General features: G+C 68.9%; 15 protein-coding genes. 10 read left to right on the forward strand and 5 right to left on the reverse strand.

Annotation, left to right across the window (positions count from 1 at the left end; translation table 11 throughout):
- The first annotated feature begins 1 nt into the window (after nucleotide 1).
- From ACYQ0J_RS04690 to thiD, 4 genes are read left to right on the forward strand one after another with little or no spacing between them, the layout of a single operon-like run.
- The gene (locus ACYQ0J_RS04690; protein WP_460171023.1) at nucleotides 2–931 is read left to right on the forward strand and encodes an NAD(P)/FAD-dependent oxidoreductase; all 930 of its coding nucleotides are present in this window, start codon (nucleotides 2–4) and stop codon (nucleotides 929–931) included.
- The gene (gene thiC, locus ACYQ0J_RS04695) at nucleotides 928–2,235 is read left to right on the forward strand and encodes a phosphomethylpyrimidine synthase ThiC (protein ID WP_460171024.1); all 1,308 of its coding nucleotides are present in this window, start codon (nucleotides 928–930) and stop codon (nucleotides 2,233–2,235) included. The genes ACYQ0J_RS04690 and thiC overlap by 4 nt, the downstream gene beginning before the upstream one ends.
- Nucleotides 2,236–2,239: 4 nt before the next feature.
- Nucleotides 2,240–3,547: an MFS transporter gene (locus ACYQ0J_RS04700; protein WP_460171025.1), complete on the forward strand. Its 1,308-nt coding sequence runs from the start codon at nucleotides 2,240–2,242 to the stop codon at nucleotides 3,545–3,547.
- Nucleotides 3,544–4,320 (forward strand): bifunctional hydroxymethylpyrimidine kinase/phosphomethylpyrimidine kinase, encoded by a 777-nt coding sequence (thiD, locus tag ACYQ0J_RS04705; RefSeq protein WP_460171026.1) that lies wholly within the window; start codon nucleotides 3,544–3,546, stop codon nucleotides 4,318–4,320. Before ACYQ0J_RS04700 ends, thiD begins: the two co-directional genes overlap by 4 nt.
- Before the next feature lie 54 nt (nucleotides 4,321–4,374).
- Here the strand turns inward: thiD and ACYQ0J_RS04710 are convergent, their stop codons facing one another.
- Nucleotides 4,375–4,944, reverse strand: a complete 570-nt coding sequence (locus ACYQ0J_RS04710) for a TetR/AcrR family transcriptional regulator (RefSeq protein ID WP_460171027.1) — start codon at nucleotides 4,942–4,944, stop codon at nucleotides 4,375–4,377.
- 123 nt (nucleotides 4,945–5,067) lie between these two features.
- Between ACYQ0J_RS04710 and fbp the strand changes: the two genes are divergently transcribed.
- On the forward strand, nucleotides 5,068–6,099 hold the full coding sequence (gene fbp, locus ACYQ0J_RS04715; protein WP_460171028.1) for a fructose-1,6-bisphosphate aldolase/phosphatase: 1,032 nt from the start codon (nucleotides 5,068–5,070) through the stop codon (nucleotides 6,097–6,099).
- 48 nt (nucleotides 6,100–6,147) lie between these two features.
- Entirely contained in the window at nucleotides 6,148–7,734 is a 1,587-nt protein-coding gene (locus ACYQ0J_RS04720; protein ID WP_460171029.1) for a gamma-glutamyltransferase family protein, read from the forward strand.
- A 14-nt stretch (nucleotides 7,735–7,748) separates the two neighbouring features.
- Here ACYQ0J_RS04720 and ACYQ0J_RS04725 read toward each other — a convergent pair whose 3' ends face one another.
- Entirely contained in the window at nucleotides 7,749–8,981 is a 1,233-nt protein-coding gene (locus ACYQ0J_RS04725) for an Nramp family divalent metal transporter (protein WP_460171030.1), read from the reverse strand.
- Between the two features lie 87 nt (nucleotides 8,982–9,068).
- On the opposite strand from ACYQ0J_RS04725, the gene ACYQ0J_RS04730 reads away from it, so the two are divergent.
- Genes ACYQ0J_RS04730 through ACYQ0J_RS04745 form a run of 4 tightly spaced genes read left to right on the forward strand, consistent with a single transcriptional unit; the run spans nucleotide 9,069 to nucleotide 11,858 of the window.
- Nucleotides 9,069–9,515, forward strand: coding sequence for a c-type cytochrome (locus ACYQ0J_RS04730; RefSeq protein WP_460171031.1), 447 nt, complete (start codon nucleotides 9,069–9,071; stop codon nucleotides 9,513–9,515).
- Entirely contained in the window at nucleotides 9,515–10,177 is a 663-nt protein-coding gene (locus ACYQ0J_RS04735) for a response regulator transcription factor (RefSeq protein ID WP_460171032.1), read from the forward strand. Before ACYQ0J_RS04730 ends, ACYQ0J_RS04735 begins: the two co-directional genes overlap by 1 nt.
- A complete protein-coding gene (locus tag ACYQ0J_RS04740) occupies nucleotides 10,174–11,445 on the forward strand; it encodes a sensor histidine kinase (RefSeq protein WP_460171033.1) in 1,272 nt (423 codons plus the stop codon). The genes ACYQ0J_RS04735 and ACYQ0J_RS04740 overlap by 4 nt, the downstream gene beginning before the upstream one ends.
- Nucleotides 11,442–11,858, forward strand: a complete 417-nt coding sequence (locus ACYQ0J_RS04745; protein ID WP_460171034.1) for a hypothetical protein — start codon at nucleotides 11,442–11,444, stop codon at nucleotides 11,856–11,858. The genes ACYQ0J_RS04740 and ACYQ0J_RS04745 overlap by 4 nt, the downstream gene beginning before the upstream one ends.
- Nucleotides 11,859–11,980: 122 nt before the next feature.
- Here ACYQ0J_RS04745 and ACYQ0J_RS04750 read toward each other — a convergent pair whose 3' ends face one another.
- Genes ACYQ0J_RS04750 through ACYQ0J_RS04760 form a run of 3 tightly spaced genes read right to left on the reverse strand, consistent with a single transcriptional unit; the run spans nucleotide 11,981 to nucleotide 16,236 of the window.
- Nucleotides 11,981–13,765 (reverse strand): glycogen debranching N-terminal domain-containing protein, encoded by a 1,785-nt coding sequence (locus tag ACYQ0J_RS04750; protein WP_460171035.1) that lies wholly within the window; start codon nucleotides 13,763–13,765, stop codon nucleotides 11,981–11,983.
- A gap of 3 nt (nucleotides 13,766–13,768) precedes the next feature.
- Entirely contained in the window at nucleotides 13,769–15,133 is a 1,365-nt protein-coding gene (locus ACYQ0J_RS04755; RefSeq protein WP_460171144.1) for a carbohydrate ABC transporter permease, read from the reverse strand.
- Nucleotides 15,130–16,236 (reverse strand): carbohydrate ABC transporter permease, encoded by a 1,107-nt coding sequence (locus ACYQ0J_RS04760; RefSeq protein ID WP_460171036.1) that lies wholly within the window; start codon nucleotides 16,234–16,236, stop codon nucleotides 15,130–15,132. The genes ACYQ0J_RS04755 and ACYQ0J_RS04760 overlap by 4 nt, the downstream gene beginning before the upstream one ends.
- Nucleotides 16,237–16,276 lie beyond the last annotated feature (40 nt).

The following is a 16,276-nucleotide window of genomic DNA, read 5'->3' on the forward strand; positions in this document are numbered from 1 at the left end:
CATGAGGGCGGACGTGGCCGTGGTGGGGGCCGGGATCATCGGGGCCCTCGCCGCCTACGAGCTCGCCAAGCGGGGGGTGGCGGTCCTCCTGCTGGATGCGGAGAAGGAGGGGGCTGCCACCCGGGCGAGCGCGGGGATGCTCGCCCCTTACCCCGAGGGGCTCTCTGGGGAGGTTTTAGAGGCGGCCCTCTTCGGCCTGCAGTACTACCCGGACCTCCTGGAGGAGCTCAAGGCCCGGGGGCTGGAGGTGGAGGCGGGCTTTTCCGGCACCCAGGTGGTGGCCCTTTCCCACGGAGAAGGGGAGGTTTGGGGGGCCCAGGAGCCCTTGTCCTACCCGGTGCGGGGGGGAAGGGGTGCCCGCACCTTTCCCGGGGGGTACGTCCACCCGCAGGTCCTCCGCGAAGCCCTCCTCAGGGTCTTCCAGGCCCTTGGCGGGGAGTACCTGAGGGCCGAGGTGGAGGGGGTGAAGGGGGGAAGGGTCTACTGGGGGGAAGGGGTCCTTAAGGCCCGCTTCGTCCTCCTCTGTGTGGGGGCCTGGGGGGAGCGGTTTGGCCTAAGGGTTAGGCCCCTTAAGGGGGAGGCGTTGCTCCTAGAGGGCGAGGCCCCGCCCGGGCCCCTCTTCGCCGGAGAAGGGTACCTCCTGCCCCGGGAGGGTGGGGTCTACGTGGGGGCCACAGAGAGGGAGGGCTGGGAGGAGGGGGTGGACCTCTTCGGCCTCAGGTGGCTTGCGGACTACGCCCACGAGCGCTTTCCCTCCCTGGAAGGGGCCCGCTTTAGGGGGGTGGTCTGGGGGTATAGGCCTGTGGGGGAGCTTTTCGTGGGCGAGGTGGAAGAAGGCGTGTACGCGGCGGTGGGGCACGGGAGGAACGGGGTCCTCCTGGCCCCTTGGACGGCAAAGAGGCTCTTAAAGCTTTTGGGGGTGGAAGGATGACGCAGCTTGAGGCGGCGAGGAAAGGGAAGATCACCGAGGAGATGGCCTACGTGGCCGAGAAGGAAGGGGTTTCCCCCGAGTTCGTGCGGGGAGGGGTGGCGGCAGGCCGGATCGTCATCCCCAGGAACCCGAACCACGTGACCCTCACCGACTTCAAGGGGATCGGGGAGGGCCTTTCCGTGAAGGTGAACGCCAACCTGGGCACCTCCTACGACTACGTGGACGTGGAGGAGGAGGTGGAGAAGGCCAGGGTGGCCATCCGATACGGGGCGGACACCGTCATGGACCTCTCCACCGGAGGGGACCTCAAGGAGGTCCGCAGGCGCATCCTGGAGGTGGCCACCGTCCCCTTGGGAACCGTGCCCATCTACGAGGCGGAGTTTAGGGCGGCTAAGCGCAAGAACTTCTTTGACATGTCCGCGGACGAGCTCTTCCAGGTGATCGAGGAGCACGGAAAGGAAGGGGTGGATTACATCACGGTGCACGTGGGGGTGACCCTCAAGAACCTCGAGGTCTACCGGCATAGCTCCCGCACCACGGGCATCGTGAGCCGGGGCGGCGGGCTCATGGCTGCCTGGATGCTCCACCGCGGTGAGGAAAACCCCCTCTACGCCCGCTTTGACGACCTCTTGGACATCGCCCGCACCTACGATATGACCCTCTCCCTGGGGGATGGCCTGAGGCCGGGCTCCCTCGCCGACAGCACCGACCGGGCCCAGATCGCAGAGCTTTTGACCATCGGGGAGCTCGTGGAAAGGGCTAGAAGGGCCGGGGTCCAGGCCATGGTGGAAGGTCCCGGGCACATCCCCCTAAACGAGGTGGCCGCCAACGTCCAGATCCAGAAGAAGCTCACCGGGCATGCGCCCTTCTACATCCTGGGAATGCTCCCCGTGGACACTGCCGCCGGGTTTGACCACATCGCCGGGGCCATCGGGGGGGCCTTGGCGGGGTGGTGGGGTGCGGACATGCTCTGCTACCTGACCCCGGCGGAGCACCTGGGCCTGCCCACGCCCGAGCACGTGAAGCAAGGGGTGATCGCCTTTAAAATCGCCGCCCACGCCGCCGACGTGGCCCGGGGGAACAGAAAGGCCCTGGAGAGGAACCGGAGGATGTCCGAGGCCCGCTACCGCCTGGACTGGGAGCGCCAGTTCGCCCTCGCCCTCTTCCCCGAGGAGGCCAGGCGCCTCAAGGAGGAACGGGGCTCCAAGACCAAGGCCTGCAGCATGTGCGGCCCCTTCTGCCCCATGAACCTGGTGGAGGCGGTGCTGAAGGGAGGGGCCCGCATGGAGCTTCCTGTAACCTGAGGCCATGGATCCCATCGCCCGTCTGGAACGCCTGCCCTTGGGCAGGCCCCACTACCGCCTCCTCCTGCTTCTGGGGTTCGGCTGGGCCCTGGACGCCATGGACGTGGGGCTCATCAGCTTCACCCTGCCCGCCCTTTCCCGGGAGTTCGGCCTAAGCCCCGTCCAGGCGGGGCTTTTGGGGAGCGTGGGGCTTTTGGGGATGCTCTTCGGGGCCCTCCTCGGGGGAAGGCTCGCCGACCGGTTCGGCCGGAAGGCGGTGGTGGGGTACAGCCTCTTCCTGGCTGGCCTGGGGAGCTTCCTCACCGCCCTCGCCCCAAGCCTCCCCTGGATCTTCGTTTTCCGCTTCCTCACGGGGCTTGGCCTCGGGGCGGAGCTTCCCGTGGCGGCAAGCCTCATGGGGGAGTTTAGCCCAAAGACCCACCGGGGCCGGATGGTGGTGCTCCTCGAGGCCTTCTGGGCCGTGGGGTGGCTCCTCGCCGCCCTCATGGGCTACCTCCTGGTCCCTTCCTTGGGCTGGCGGGGGGCCTTCCTCGCCGGGGCCCTTCCCGCCCTTTACGCCGCCTACCTGAGGCTTTCCCTCCCCGAGTCCCCCCGCTGGCTCGTGGCCCGGGGGCGGGTGGGGGAGGCCGAGGCCCTGGTGGCCGCTTGGGAAAAGAACCTCCCCGGCCCCCTGCCAGAGCCCACCCCCATCCCCACCCCTCCGCCCAAGCCCCTGCCCTACACCGCCCTCTTCCGGAGGCCCCTCTTGCGGCGCACCGTTTTCCTCGCCCTCGCCTGGTTCGCCCTGAACGCCGGGTACTACGGGGCCTTCATCTGGCTTCCCTCCCTCCTCGTGGCCCAGGGGTACACCCTGGTGCGCTCCCTGGAGTACGTCCTTCTCATCACCCTGGCCCAGGTGCCGGGTTACCTCGCGGCGGCCTTCCTGGTGGAGCGCTTGGGGCGGAGGCCGGTGCTGGTGGGCTTTTTGGCCCTCTCAGCCCTCTTCGCCTTCCTCCTTTCCCAGGCGGGAGGCCCTGGGGAGGTGCTCCTTTATGGGAGCCTCCTCTCCTTCTTCAACCTGGGGGCCTGGGGGGCTATTTACGCCTACACCCCGGAGCTTTTCCCCACGGCCCTTAGGGGAAGCGGGGCGGGCCTGGTGGCGGCGGTGGGCCGGGTGGGGGGGATTCTGGCCCCCTACGCCACCGGGGTCCTCCTCCCCCTTTTGGGCCCCGGCGGGGTCTTGGCCCTCCACGGGGGGCTCCTCTTTCTCGCCGGGGCCTTCGCCTTCGGCGTGGGGGAGGAGACCCGGGGGAAGCCCTTGGAGGAAGGATGAGGGTGGCCCTCACCATTGCGGGCTCGGACTCGGGGGGCGGGGCCGGGGTGCAGGCGGACCTCAAGGTCTTCCTCCGCTTCGGGGTCTACGGGGCGAGCGCCCTCACCCTCATCACCGCCCAGAACACCCTGGGGGTGCAGCGGGTGCACCTCCTCCCCCCCGAGGTGGTCTACGCCCAGATCCAAAGCGTGGCCGAGGACTTCCCCCTGCATGCCGCCAAGACCGGGGCCTTGGGGGATGCGGCCATCGTGGAGGCGGTGGCCGAGGCGGTGAGGCGCTTCGGGGTCCGGCCCTTGGTGGTGGACCCGGTGATGGTGGCGAAAAGCGGGGACCCCCTCCTCGCCCCGGAGGCGGCGGCCGCCCTCAAGGAGAGGCTTTTCCCCTTGGCGGACCTCGTCACCCCGAACCGCCTCGAGGCCGAAGCCTTCCTGGGTCGCCCCATCCGCACCCTTGAGGAGGCGGAGGAGGCCGCCAAGGCCCTCCTCGCCCTAGGCCCCAAGGCCGTCCTCCTCAAGGGGGGGCATCTGGAGGGGGAAAAGGCGGTGGACCTTTTAGCCACCCGGGGAGGGGTCTTGCGCTTCTCCGCCCCCCGGGTCCACACCCGGAACACCCACGGCACCGGCTGCACCCTCTCCGCCGCCATCGCCGCCCTCCTCGCCAAGGGAAGGCCCCTCGAGGAGGCGGTGGCCGAGGCCAAGGCCTACCTCACCCGGGCCCTTCAGGGGGCGCCCTCCCTGGGCCAGGGCCACGGGCCCTTGAACCACTGGGCCTAAGGGCGGGCCCCGCCGGAGGCCGGTTGCCGTACGGCTAAGGGACAAGCGCCTGGCTCACCCGGCCTTAAGCCCCTTCAGGACCAGGTCAAAGTAGAACCGGGCCACCGCCTCGGCCCCCATGGGCCCCCCGGGCTGGAACCAGCGGACCATCCAGTTCAGCATGCCCAGGATGCCCCGGCCCACCAGGGCGGGGTCCAGGGGGCGGAAAACCCCGGCCTCCATCCCCCGCTTCAGGAGAAAGCGCAGGCGCTCCTCGTAGCGGTCGCGCAGGGCCACGATCCGCGCCCGCCTTTCCCCGGAGAGGCTGGAGAGGCCCTGGAGCATGGCCACGAAGAAGGGCCGGTTTTCTTCAAAGTAGCGGGCGTGGGCCTCCATGTGGCGAAGGAGGGCCGCTTCGGGATCGGGCAGGGTTGCTGCCCCGCTTGTGGCCTCCAGGAGGCCCTCGAGGGCCCGCAGGCTGATGGCGAAGAGGACCTCCTCCTTGCTGCGGAAGTGGTGGTAAAGGGCAGCCTTGGAAAGCCCCAGGGCCTGGGCCAGGTCCTGGACGCTGGTGGCCTCGTAGCCCTTCTCCGTGAAGAGCTTGGCGGCTTCTTCCAGGATGCGGTCCTTGGTGGCGGTCACCATGGCTCACCGACCGGTCGGTAGGGCCACCATACCCCTCGGGGATCCCGGCGTCAAGGGGTTTCCCCCCTTGGCCTTGCCAAGGGGGTTGCCCGTGTGGAAACATGGAAACGAAAGGAGGCGCTTATGAAGGTCACCTTGAGCGTCCTCAAGGCGGACATCGGGTCCGTGGGGGGACACACCCTGCCGAGCGGGGCCGTGTTGCGGCGGGTGAGGGAGGTGGTCCAGGAGGCGGTGGGGAGCCTTCTCCTGGACGCCTACGTGTTTCATATCGGCGACGACATCGTCTTGCTCCTTTCCCACAGGCATGGTCCGGGAAACCCGGAGGTTCACGGGCTGGCCTGGAAGGCCTTCCGGGAAGGCACGGAGGTGGCCAAGGCCGAGGGCCTTTACGGGGCGGGGCAGGACCTTTTGAAGGACGCCTTCACGGGCAACCTCCACGGCCTGGGACCGCAGGTGGCGGAGATGGAGTTTGAGGAACGCCCGGCGGAGCCCTTTATGGTCTTGGCCGCGGACAAGACGGAACCGGGGGCCTTCAACCTCCCCCTCTACCTGGCCTTCGCCGACCCCATGTACTCCTCGGGGCTCCTCCTCTCCCCGGATCTGCGGCCCGGATTCCGTTTCCAGATCATGGACTTGGCCCAGACGGAGCGGGACAGCTACATCGTCCTAGATGCCCCCGAGCGGCTTTACGACATCGCCGCGCTCCTGCGGGACTCCCACCGCTTCGGCATCGCCTCCATTTGGTCCCGTAGGTACGGGGAGGTGGCGGCGGTGGTGAGCACCACCAGGTTGCGCAACATCGCCGGGCGGTACGTGGGCAAGGACGACCCGGTGGCCCTTGTGCGCACCCAGAAGATCTTCCCCGCCACCGAGGAGTTTGGCCCCCCCTTCGCCCTGGCTCCGTTCGTGGCCGGGGACACCCGGGGGAGCCATCACCTGCCCCTCATGCCCGTGCGGGCCAACACCCCCGCCTCCACCTTTTTCTGCGTGCCCATGGTTTGCGGCCTGGCCTTCTCCCTGAAGGAGGGGCGTTTTTCCGAACCGGTGGACCTGTTCGCGGACCCGGTGTGGGATGCGGTGCGGGCCAGGGTGGTGGAGAAGGCCCAGGGGAGCGTTTTATCACGAGCAAGTTTAATCGTGATAACAAGCACATAACCCCACCCCTCCTCCCAAACCCCTACCGCAACCCGTAGAGTAAAGCCCGTGGACCTTACCCTTTACCCCTATGTTTCGCGGCGCTCCGTGGTCTTGGGCCGGCGGGGTGCGGTGGCCACGAGCCAACCCCTGGCGGCCCTGGCGGGGATGGAGATGCTCTTAAAGGGGGGAAGCGCGGTGGATGCGGCCATTGCCATGGCCGCGTGCCTCACGGTGGTGGAGCCCACTTCCAACGGCATCGGGGGGGACCTCTTTGCCCAGGTTTGGGACGGGAGGCTGTGGGGCCTGAACGCCTCGGGCAAGAGCCCCTTGGCCCTTACCCCCGAGCGGGTTCCCGAGTCGGGGATGCCTCCGAGGGGCTGGCTTGCCGTCACGGTTCCTGGGGCCGTCTCGGGGTGGCGGGCCTTGCACGAGCGCTGGGGGAGGCTTCCCTTCGCCGAGGTTCTTTCCCCGGCCATCCGGTATGCGGAGGAGGGCTACCCGGTGGGGCCGGAGACGGCGCGGGCCTGGCGGCGGGCGGAGGGGATCTACCTGGCCTTGGAGGGCCCGGAGTTCAAGGCCTTTCGGGAGGTCTTCTTTCCCGGGGGGAGGGCGCCGAGGGCGGGGGAGGTGTGGCGCAGCCCTGGGCACGCCAAGACCCTCAAGGAGATCGCCGAAACCTACGGGGAAAGCCTCTACCGGGGTTCCTTGGCCGAGGCCCTGGTCCGCTTCAGCGCGGAGACCGGGGGTCTCCTCACCCGGGAAGACCTGGCCGCCCACACCCCGGAGTGGGTGGAGCCCTTGTCCCTCACCTACCGGGGGCTCACGGTGCACGAGCTTCCCCCGAACGGTCAGGGAATCGCCGCCCTCCTGGCCCTGGCCCTCCTGGAGGGATTTGACCTGAGGCCGGACGACCCCCTGAGCTACCACCTCCAGATAGAGGCCATGCGCCTGGCCCTCGCCGACGCCTTCCGCTTCGTGGCCGACCCCCGGTTCCTGGAGGTGCCCCCCGAGGCCCTGCTCGCCCCGGGGTACGTGGCGGAGCGGCGCCGGCTCATCGGGGAGCGGGCCCTGCCCCAGGTCCTCCCTGGCCTGAGGCCGGAGGGGACGGTGTACCTGGCGGCGGCGGACGGGGAGGTGATGGTCTCCCTCATCCAGTCCAACTACCAGGGTTTCGGCTCGGGGATCCTGGTGCCGGGGACGGGCATCGCCCTGCAGAACCGGGGCCTGGGCTTTTCCCTGGAGGCGGGGCACCCGAACCGGGTGGGTCCTGGGAAGCGGCCTTACCACACCATCATCCCCGGTTTCTTGACCCGGGAGGGGAGGCCCGTGGGCCCCTTCGGGGTCATGGGGGGCTTTATGCAACCCCAGGGGCACGTGCAGGTGGTCCTGGGCCTCACGGACTTCGGGCTGAACCCCCAGGCGGCCCTGGACCGTCCCCGCTGGCAGGTGGTGCCGGGCCGGGGAGGGGACGAGGTGCTGCTGGAGCCGGGGGTACCCCAGGCCACGGCCCTTTTCCTGAAGGACCTGGGGCACCGGGTGCGCTACGAGGTGGAACACGGGCTTTTCGGGCGGGGCCAGGCGGTTTTGCGGCGGGGGGAGGCCCTGGTGGCCGCCTCCGACCCCAGGGCCGAGGGGCTGGCCCTGGCCTGGTGAACCCACCCCTGGCCTCAGGAGGCCACGGCCTGGACCAGGAGGAGGAGGTTAAGGGCCAAAACCAAAAGGGCCCCGGTCCAGGCCAGGAGGCGAAGCCACCCGGGGGCCACCAGGGGCCCCATGGTGCGAGCCTCGCCCACCAGGCGCACCAGGGGGAAGAGGGTAAAGGGGAGCTGGAAGGAGAGGACCACCTGGGAGAGGACGATGAGGGCCATGGGGGAGGCATGGAGGGTCAGGGCGAGGGAGGCGGGAAGGACCGCCAAAAGCCGGGTAACGAGGCGGACCCGGGCCGGGTTCGCCCGGGCCTGGGTGAACCCCTCCACCACCACCTGGGCCGCCAAGGTGCCGGTGGTGGTGCTGGAAAGCCCGCTGGCCAGGAGGGCCACCCCGAAGGCCAGGGCAGCCAGGGGCCCCAGAAGGGGGCCCAGGGTGTGGTAGGCTTCCGCCAGGTCAGCGATGACTAGGCCATGCCGGTGGAAGACGGTGGCCGCCACCACCAGGATGGCCGCGTTCACCAGCCAGGCCCCGGATAGGGCCAAGACCGTGTCCAGGAGCAAAAACCGGTAGACCCGCTTCCCCGCCTCCCCCAGACGGGTCTTGACCTGGGCGGAGTGCAAAAAGAGGTTGTGGGGCATCACCGTGGCCCCCAGGATGCCCAGGGCCACGTAGAGGGCCCCCGGGTCGGCCAGGGCGGGGCTAGGGAGGAAGAGGTGCCCGAGGAGCTCGCCGAACCCCGGCCGCGCCAAGGCCACCTCCACCACGTAGGCCAGGCCGATGATCCCCACCAAAAGGCTGATGGCAAGCTCCAGCACCCGGAAGCCAAAGCGCTCCAGGTAGAGGATGAGAAAGACGTCCAAAACTGTGAGCCAGGCGGCCAAAACCAGGGGGAGCCCGAGGAGCAGGTTCAGGGCCACGGCCATGCCCATGAACTCCGCCAGGTCCGTGGCCACCATGGCCAGGAAGGCGGTGAGGAAGAGCAAGCGCCCAAAGCCCCCCCGGTAGCGGGCCCGCATGTGCTCGGCCAGGTCCTTTCCCGTGGCCACCCCAAGCCGAACCGCCAGGGCCTGGAACAGGACGGCCATGGCGCTGGCCAGGGTAACCACGAAGAGGAGGGCAAGGCCGTAGCGGCTTCCCGCCTCGAGGCTGGTGGCCCAGTTCCCCGGGTCCATGTAGCCCACGGAGACCAGGAACCCGGGGCCGAGGTACCACCACCAGGGGCGGGATTTAGGGAATCCTAATAACGCCACGCCCTCAGGATACACCCTGGGCCAAAGGGTGCAAGGCTTCAGCTCCCCTTCAGCGGAAGGGTTAGACTGAAGGCCTGGAGGTGGAGCATGCGCAAGCTGGGGATCGCCGCGTTGGCGTTGCTCTTCGGCCTGGCCTTAGGGCAGGGCGGACAAGCCCTGTACGGGCAGTACTGCTCAAGCTGCCACCAGGCGAACGGACAGGGCCTCCCGGGCGCCTTCCCGCCCTTGGCAGGGCACGTGCAGGAGATCCTGGCCAAGAAGGAGGGGCGGACCTATTTGCTCAACGTGGTGCTCTTTGGGCTCCAGGGGGAGATCCGGGTCAAGGGGCAGGTCTACAACGGGTCCATGCCCGCCTGGGAGGCCCAGCTCAAGGATGACCAGGTGGCGGCCATCCTGAACTTCTTGGCCAGCGCCTTCGGGAACAAGCCGCCCGCCGGGTTCAAGCCCTACACCCCCGAGGAGGTGAAGAAGGAGCGGGCCAAGAAGCTCACTCCCCAGAAGGTCTACGCCTTGAGGCAGGCCCTGAAGCTCTGATGCCGGAGCGGCTTCTCCTCTTGGAAGACGACCTGGACCTGGGGAAAGCCGTAGCCCAGGCCCTGGAGGAACACGGTTTTCAGGTCAGTTGGGCGAGCTCCCAGGAGGAGGCTTGGGAGCTTTTATGGAAGCTTCCCTTCCGGGCCTTGATCCTGGACGTCCGCCTGCCGGGAGGCGAGGAGGCGGGTTTCCAGTTAGCCGCGTCGTTACGGGAAAGCGGTTTTACCCAGCCCATCCTCTTCCTTACCGCCAAGGATGCCTTGGACGACCGCCTCCAGGGCCTGGAGCTGGGGGAAGACTACCTGACGAAACCCTTCGCCCTGCCCGAGCTGATCGCCCGTATCCGGGCCCTCCTCAGGAGGGGTGAGGTGCGTCCCAGAAGGGTAGAGGTGGCGGGGGTGGTCCTCGAGGTGGAGGCCCACCGGGTGGCCCGGGCAGGCATGCCCGTCAGCCTGACCGCCAAGGAGTACCAGGTGCTGGAACTTCTCATGCTCAACCCCGGCCGGGTCTTCTCCAAAGAGGAGATCCTGGAGCGGGTATGGGGTCCGGGCTATGAGGGCGAGTCCAACCTGGTGGAGGTTTACGTGAAGAACCTGCGAAGGAAGCTGGGGGAAGGCCTCATCGAGACGGTGCGAGGCCTGGGCTACCGCGTTCCCGGATGAGCCTGCGTACCCGCCTGGCCCTGATCGCGGCGCTTCTGGCCCTGGGTGGGCTGGGCCTTGGCCTCTGGTTTTCCAGCCTCTTGCTCACCCGTCTGGCCCTGGCCGAGGTGGACCGCGCCCTGCACCTGCAGGCCAACGTGCTGCTGGAAGCGGCCCTGGCCCAGCCCGACCGCCAGGTGCCCCCTGAGGTGGAGCAGGAGGTTTTGGGAGGGGATTTCCCCGCCGCCGCCTGGCTCTACGGAGAGGGGGTGCTCCTCTGGTCGGGGGGTCTCTCGTCGCCCCCGCGGATCCTGGCCACCGCCCAAGCGGGAAGGCCTTTTAGTCTGGGGGGTTGGCGGGCCTACGCCGTGCAACGGGGGGCTTACCGCCTGGTGGTGGCCCAACCCCTGGGGGTGGCGGACCGCCTGGCCTTGCTCTACCTGCGCTTTGGCCTACCCCTCGTCCTCCTGGTGGGTTTCGCCACCGGGGTCCTGGCCTACTTCCTGGTGGGCCTGGCCCTGGCCCCCCTCCGGCGCCTGGCGGAAGGGGCTTTGCGCTTTAGGGTGCTGGAACCTCCGGACGGCCGGGACGAGGTGGCCAGGCTTGCCCAGGCCTTTGCCCGTCTGCTCTCCACCCTGAAGGAGGAACGGGAGCGGGAACGGGCTTTTTTAGCCCTGGCCAGTCATGAGCTCAGAACCCCCATCGCCGCCTTCCGGGTGGGCCTGGAGCGGCTCCTCAAGGCCCCCTCTTTGGACCGGGAGACCCTGGGCCGGCTCAAGGTGCAGGCGGAACGCCTGGAAGCCCTGGCGGAAAACCTCTTGGCCCTCTCCCGCGCCCAAGCCCAGGACCTGCGCCCGGCGGAACTGGACCTGGCCCACCTTGCCGGGGTGGTCTTCGACCGCTTTCAGCCCCTGGCGGTGGCCCGGGGGCGGGAGATCCTGCTGGAGGCCGAGCCAGTGCGGGCCCTGGCCGATCCCCTGCTTCTGGAACGGGCCTTGAACAACCTGGTGCACAATGCCCTGGTCCACGGCCGGGGGACGGTGGTCTTAAGGGTAGGGGAAGAGGAGGGCCGGCCCTTCCTCGAGGTGGGCGACGAGGGGGCCGGACCGCCGCCCCGCGCCCAGGAAGGCCTCGGCTTGCGGGTGGTCCGCCAGGTGGCGGAGGCCCTGGGGGCAGGGCTTTCCTTTTCTAAGGCAACGGGCTTCCGCGTGCGCCTTGCCTTCAGGTCCCCTTCAGCCACCTCCCTTTCAATGGACCCTGGAGCGAAGGCTCCGGAGGTGAGCGGATGAAACGGATGCTCGGGTTCCTTTTGGTTTCGGCCCTGGCCCTGGCGGCGCCCCTGGGGGGCGGGCTCAAGGTCTCCAGCGTCTTCCCGCCCCGGTCCTTGCCCGCGACCACGGTCCTGCTCCTGGAAGATGCCAAGGGCCTTGTGGTGTGGCAGACGGGCAAGGGGATGCTCCCCGAGGCGGCCGAGCTCGCCAAGGTCGCCTACGTGGTCTTCGCCCTGCCCCAGGGGAAGAGCTACCGCTATGCGGTGGTGGGTAAGGCCATGAGCCTCGAGGCCCTGCAGGTCCGCATCGGCAGGGGCACGTACACCCTGGTCCGCCTGCTCAAGGACCGCCACCTGGCCCTGAGCAAGGATGGCCGCCTGGTGGCCGTTTCCGGGAAGGCCGCCACGGCCCACGCTCCCAAGAAACCGTGAAGGCCCCGCTGGTTTAGGGGAACGACCCCTTCACGGCGCAGGGCGAGGATAGGGGAAGGCCAGAGCCTCTGCCCAGCCTTTTGCCGGGGCCCCAGGCTGGCGCAGGCCAGCCTGGGGTGGCGTTACCAGGCCCGGAAACCCCCGGCCAGGGCGTAGAGGTAGACAAGGGCCGCCGCGTCCCAGGCCTGGGGGCGGCAGGCCACGGGATAGGGGACGGGGGGTAGGCCCTCTTCCCGGGGAAACCCCCCCACCAGCTCCGGGAGGCGGAGGTCGGGCTGGGAATGGGCCAGGTCCAGGAGGGCCTGGGCTACCCTTAACCCCTCCTCTTTGAGCCCGTAGCGGAAAAGCCCTCCGGCGAAGAGGGCGGTGTCGTGGGGCCAGACGGAACCGTTGTGGTAGGAGAGGGGGTTGTAGCGGGCCTCCCGGCTCCCCAGGGTGCGAAGCCCCCAGCCCGACCACATTTCCTCGGAGAAAAGGGTGGCCACCAGCTCGGTTAAACGCTCGCGGGGCACGGCTCCGGCCCAAAGCAGGTGGCCTGCGTCGGAAGCCTTCACCCGCAGGGGCTCCTTGTACCGGTCCAAGGCCAGGGCGTAGGTGGAGAGCTCGGGAAGCCAAAACCCCTCCTGGAGGCGTTGGAAAAGCTCTTGGGCCCGGGTCTTTTGCGCCTCGGCTTTCGCCTGCTCCCCCAGGGCCTGGTAAAAGGCGGCGGCGGCCCTATAGGCCGCGTAGGCGTAGCCCTGCACCTCGCTCACCGCCAGGGGGGGTTCGGCCAGGCGGCCATCCCGGTGGCTCATGGAGTCGTGGGAGTCTTTCCAGGACTGGACCACAAGCCCCGTGCCGCTCGGGGCAAACTCCAGGAGGCCGTCCCCGTCCAGGTCCGCCCGGTCCAACCAGCCCAGGGCCGCCTCCCAGTGGGGCCTGAGCTCCCGCACCAAGGAGAGGTCCCCGGTGAGGTCCAGGTAGCGGCCCAGGAGGACCAAAAAGAGGGGGGTAGCGTCCACGGTGCCGTAATAGCGGGCGAAGGGCACCCGGCCGGTGCGGGAAAGTTCCCCCAGGCGCACCTCGTGGAGGATCTTGCCGGGCTCCTCCTCCCGGAAAGGGTCCTGGACCACGCCCTGGCGCTTAGCCAGGTAGCGGAGAACAGCCCGGGCCACCTCCTTGCCCCAGGGCAGGAGCATGAAGGCGGTGAGGAGGCTGTCGCGGCCGAAGGGGGCGACAAACCAGGGAATGCCGGCGGCGGGAACGGGGCCTTCCGGGGTGGAAAGGAGGAGGGCCCTGAGGTCCCAAAGGGCCTGGCGCAGGGGGAGGAACCAGGGGCCATCCCCCAAGGGGAAGGCCGCCAGGAAGGACTCGTAACTGGGCAGGGTACCCGGGGCCTCGAGGGGGCTCTCCAGGCCCACCTCCAGGGCCCACACCACCTCCCCCCTCCCGGGCAGGCGAAGACGGTAGTAGCCCTCCCGGGGCAGGGCAGGGGAGAGGGTAACCCCCTGCTCCAGCCCGTCCTCCGCCCGGTGCCGGAGGCCCCGGGGCTCGGGGGGGGGCTGGTGCCACCCCCTTGCCTGGAATAAATCTACAAAGCTTGCCTCCACCTCCAGGCCCACCCGCACCTCCAAAGCCTCTCGGGAGAGGTTGCGGAAGGAGAGGCGGTCCACCACCTTCCCCCGGGCCACCACCAGCTCCCGCCTGAGGTGGACCTCCCCATCCGGCCCCGCGAAGCGGGCCCAGTCTTGCACCAGGCGGTCGGGTCTGGGGGAGCGGGATTGCAGGAGCCGGAGCCCTTCGGGCAACAGCAGGCGGTAGCGGGAGAGGAAACGGGTATCGTGGCGGTAGAACCCCTCCGCCCCATCCTCGGCAAAGCCCTGCTCGTTCAGGACCAGGTAGGTGTCGTCTTCCTTCAAGGGGAACATCCTTTACTCCTTCACCGCCCCCACGCTCACCCCTTCCACGAAGTAGCGCTGGAACACCGCAAAGAGGATGAGGACGGGGACCATGGAGAAAAACCCGCCCGCCAGGATCAGGCCCCAGTCGCCCACCTGGCCGTAGGCGCTGCGGAAGGAGAGGAGGCCGATGGGCAGGGTGTAGATGTCCCGGGGGCTCGTGAGGACCACGAAGGGCCAGAAGAACTCGTTCCAGGTCCCCTGGAAGGTGAGGATGGCCAGGGCACCCAAGGCCGGGGTAGACATGGGGAGGACGATGCGGAAAAGGGTCTGCAAGGGCGTGGCCCCGTCGATCAAGGCCGCTTCTTCCACCTCCCTGGGGATGGACTCAAAGAACTGCTTCATGATGAAGACGGCGCCGGCCCCCACCAGCCCGGAGAGAATGAGCCCCGTGTAGGTGTTGAGGAGGGTTTCCACCCCGAAGAGCCGGGATAGGCCGAAGATGCCGTCCCGGAGGACCAGGTAGTTGGAGATGAAGGTCACCTGGCCGGGGACCATCATGCTGAAGAGCATGAAGAGGAAGAGGGCCTGCCTGCCGGGAAAGCGCAGGCGGGCCAGGGCGTAGCCCGCCATGGCGGCGAAGGCCAGGGTGGTCCCCACCTTGACGAGGGCCAGGAAAAAGGAGTTCAGGGTCCAGCGCAGGAAGAGGCTTTCCCCGGTTTCCAGGCTCCGCGCTTCCCGGAAGGCCCGCACGTAGTTGTGGAAGACGTAACCCAGGAGGCCAGGGGTCACGTTGTCCCAGCTGGCCACCCTCCCCCGCCGCTCGAAGCGGGTGGGGTCCAGGGTGGCCCCCACCAGGACCACGCCCCGCGGGGCCTCCAGGTCCAGGGGCACCCGCTCCAGGTAAGGCCCCTCCCCCGGGTAGGCCAGGCGCAGGCGGTAGCGGAAAAGGGCCCCCTCCACCTCCCCCAGACGGGCCTCCCGGCGCTCCAGGAGGGTGGGGCCCTCGAGGCGCACGAAGTCCGCGGCGTACGGGGACTCAAAGACGGCCCCCATGCCCGCCCCGGGCTTCCGGCGGGGAATCTGGGCCTGGAGCTCGGGCTGAACCCCCCCGGGGCTGAAGTAGGCCACCTCCAGGACCACCTCCCTTCCCGGGCGCATTCCCCCGAGCCAGGGATCCCCACCCCCCTCCCGGCCCAGGCGCCAGGCGGCGGCCCAGTTCTTGGGGCTCACCTGGGCGAAGCGCAGGGCGAAGGGCCACTCCAACGGGTCGGCCTTCAGGCTGGCCAGGAAGCCCATGAGAAAGGGCCCCACGAAGAAAACCCCGAAGGCGAGGAGAAGGCCGTAGGCCCAGGCCACCCTGGCCCAGCGGCGGCGGGCCGCCTCCCTGGCCGTCACGCCGACCACCCCCGCTCCCCCACGCCGAAGCGCCGTTGCAGCAAGACGATGAGGAGGGTGAGCCCTGCCAGGAAGAGGGCCGCCGCCGAGGCCAGGCCCACCCGGGGGGATGCCCCCGAGGGGAAGACGTTGCCGTAAACGTAGTAGGCCAGGGTGATGGTGCTCTCCAGGGGGGCCCCGCCCGAACCGCCCACGAAGAGCACCTGGTCAAAGAGCTGCAGGGTGCCGATGAGGCCCATGGTGACCACCAGGAAGAGGACGGGGCGGAGCAGGGGAACGGTGATCCGGGTGAACATCACCCAAGGGCCGGCCCCGTCGATGGCGGCCGCCTCGTAGAGGGTCCGGGGGATCCCCTTGAGGCCCGCCAGGAAGATGACCATGAAGGTGGGGATGGTGGTGTAGGTGTTCATGAGCACGATGGCCCAAAGGGGGTAGGGGAGGCCCAGGAACGTGGCCCGGGTGGGGAGCCAGGGGATCTCCACCCGCACCTCGCGGGCGGGAAGGAGCCCTAGGGCCGCCAGCCCATAGGTCCCCAGCAGGGCCAGGAGGAAGGAAAGGGCGGCGAGGGCCGGGTCCAGGAAGGGAGCGGGAAGCCCCCTCCGCCTCTCCCAGGTCACCTGTGCCCCCTGGAAGCCCAGGAAGAGGAGCCCGAAGACCAGGAGGTGGGGCAGGTGGGCGAGGAGGAGGGAAAGCCCTTGGTTCACAAGGCCGGTGCGCTGGAAGAGCCACAAGAGAAGCAGGCTGGCCGCCGCGGTGGAGACCACCGAGGGCAGGTAGTAAAGGGTGCGGAAGAAGGTGATCCCCCTTAGGGGCTGGTTGAGGGCCACGGCCAGGAGGAGGGCCAGAAAGGTCTGCAGGCCGGTCACGATCAGGCTGTAGGCCAGGGTGTGCTTCAGGGCGGTGAGGAAGAGGGGTTCCTGGAAGAGGCGCAGGTAGTTGGCGAGCCCCACCCAGCGGGGCGGATCGAAGAGGTTGTAGTCGGTGAAGCTGAAGTAGACGGCCCGCAGGAAGGCGTAGAGGAAGAAGACTCCAAGGGTAAAGAGGAAGGGGAGGAGCAGGAAGAGGGCGTAGAGGCCCTCGAGGGTGCGCGCCTTAAACCGCATGGGGGCTCCTTGGGGGGCGGCCTGGGCCGCCCCCCTTGGG

The organism is Thermus sp. FJN-A (assembly GCF_054655095.1).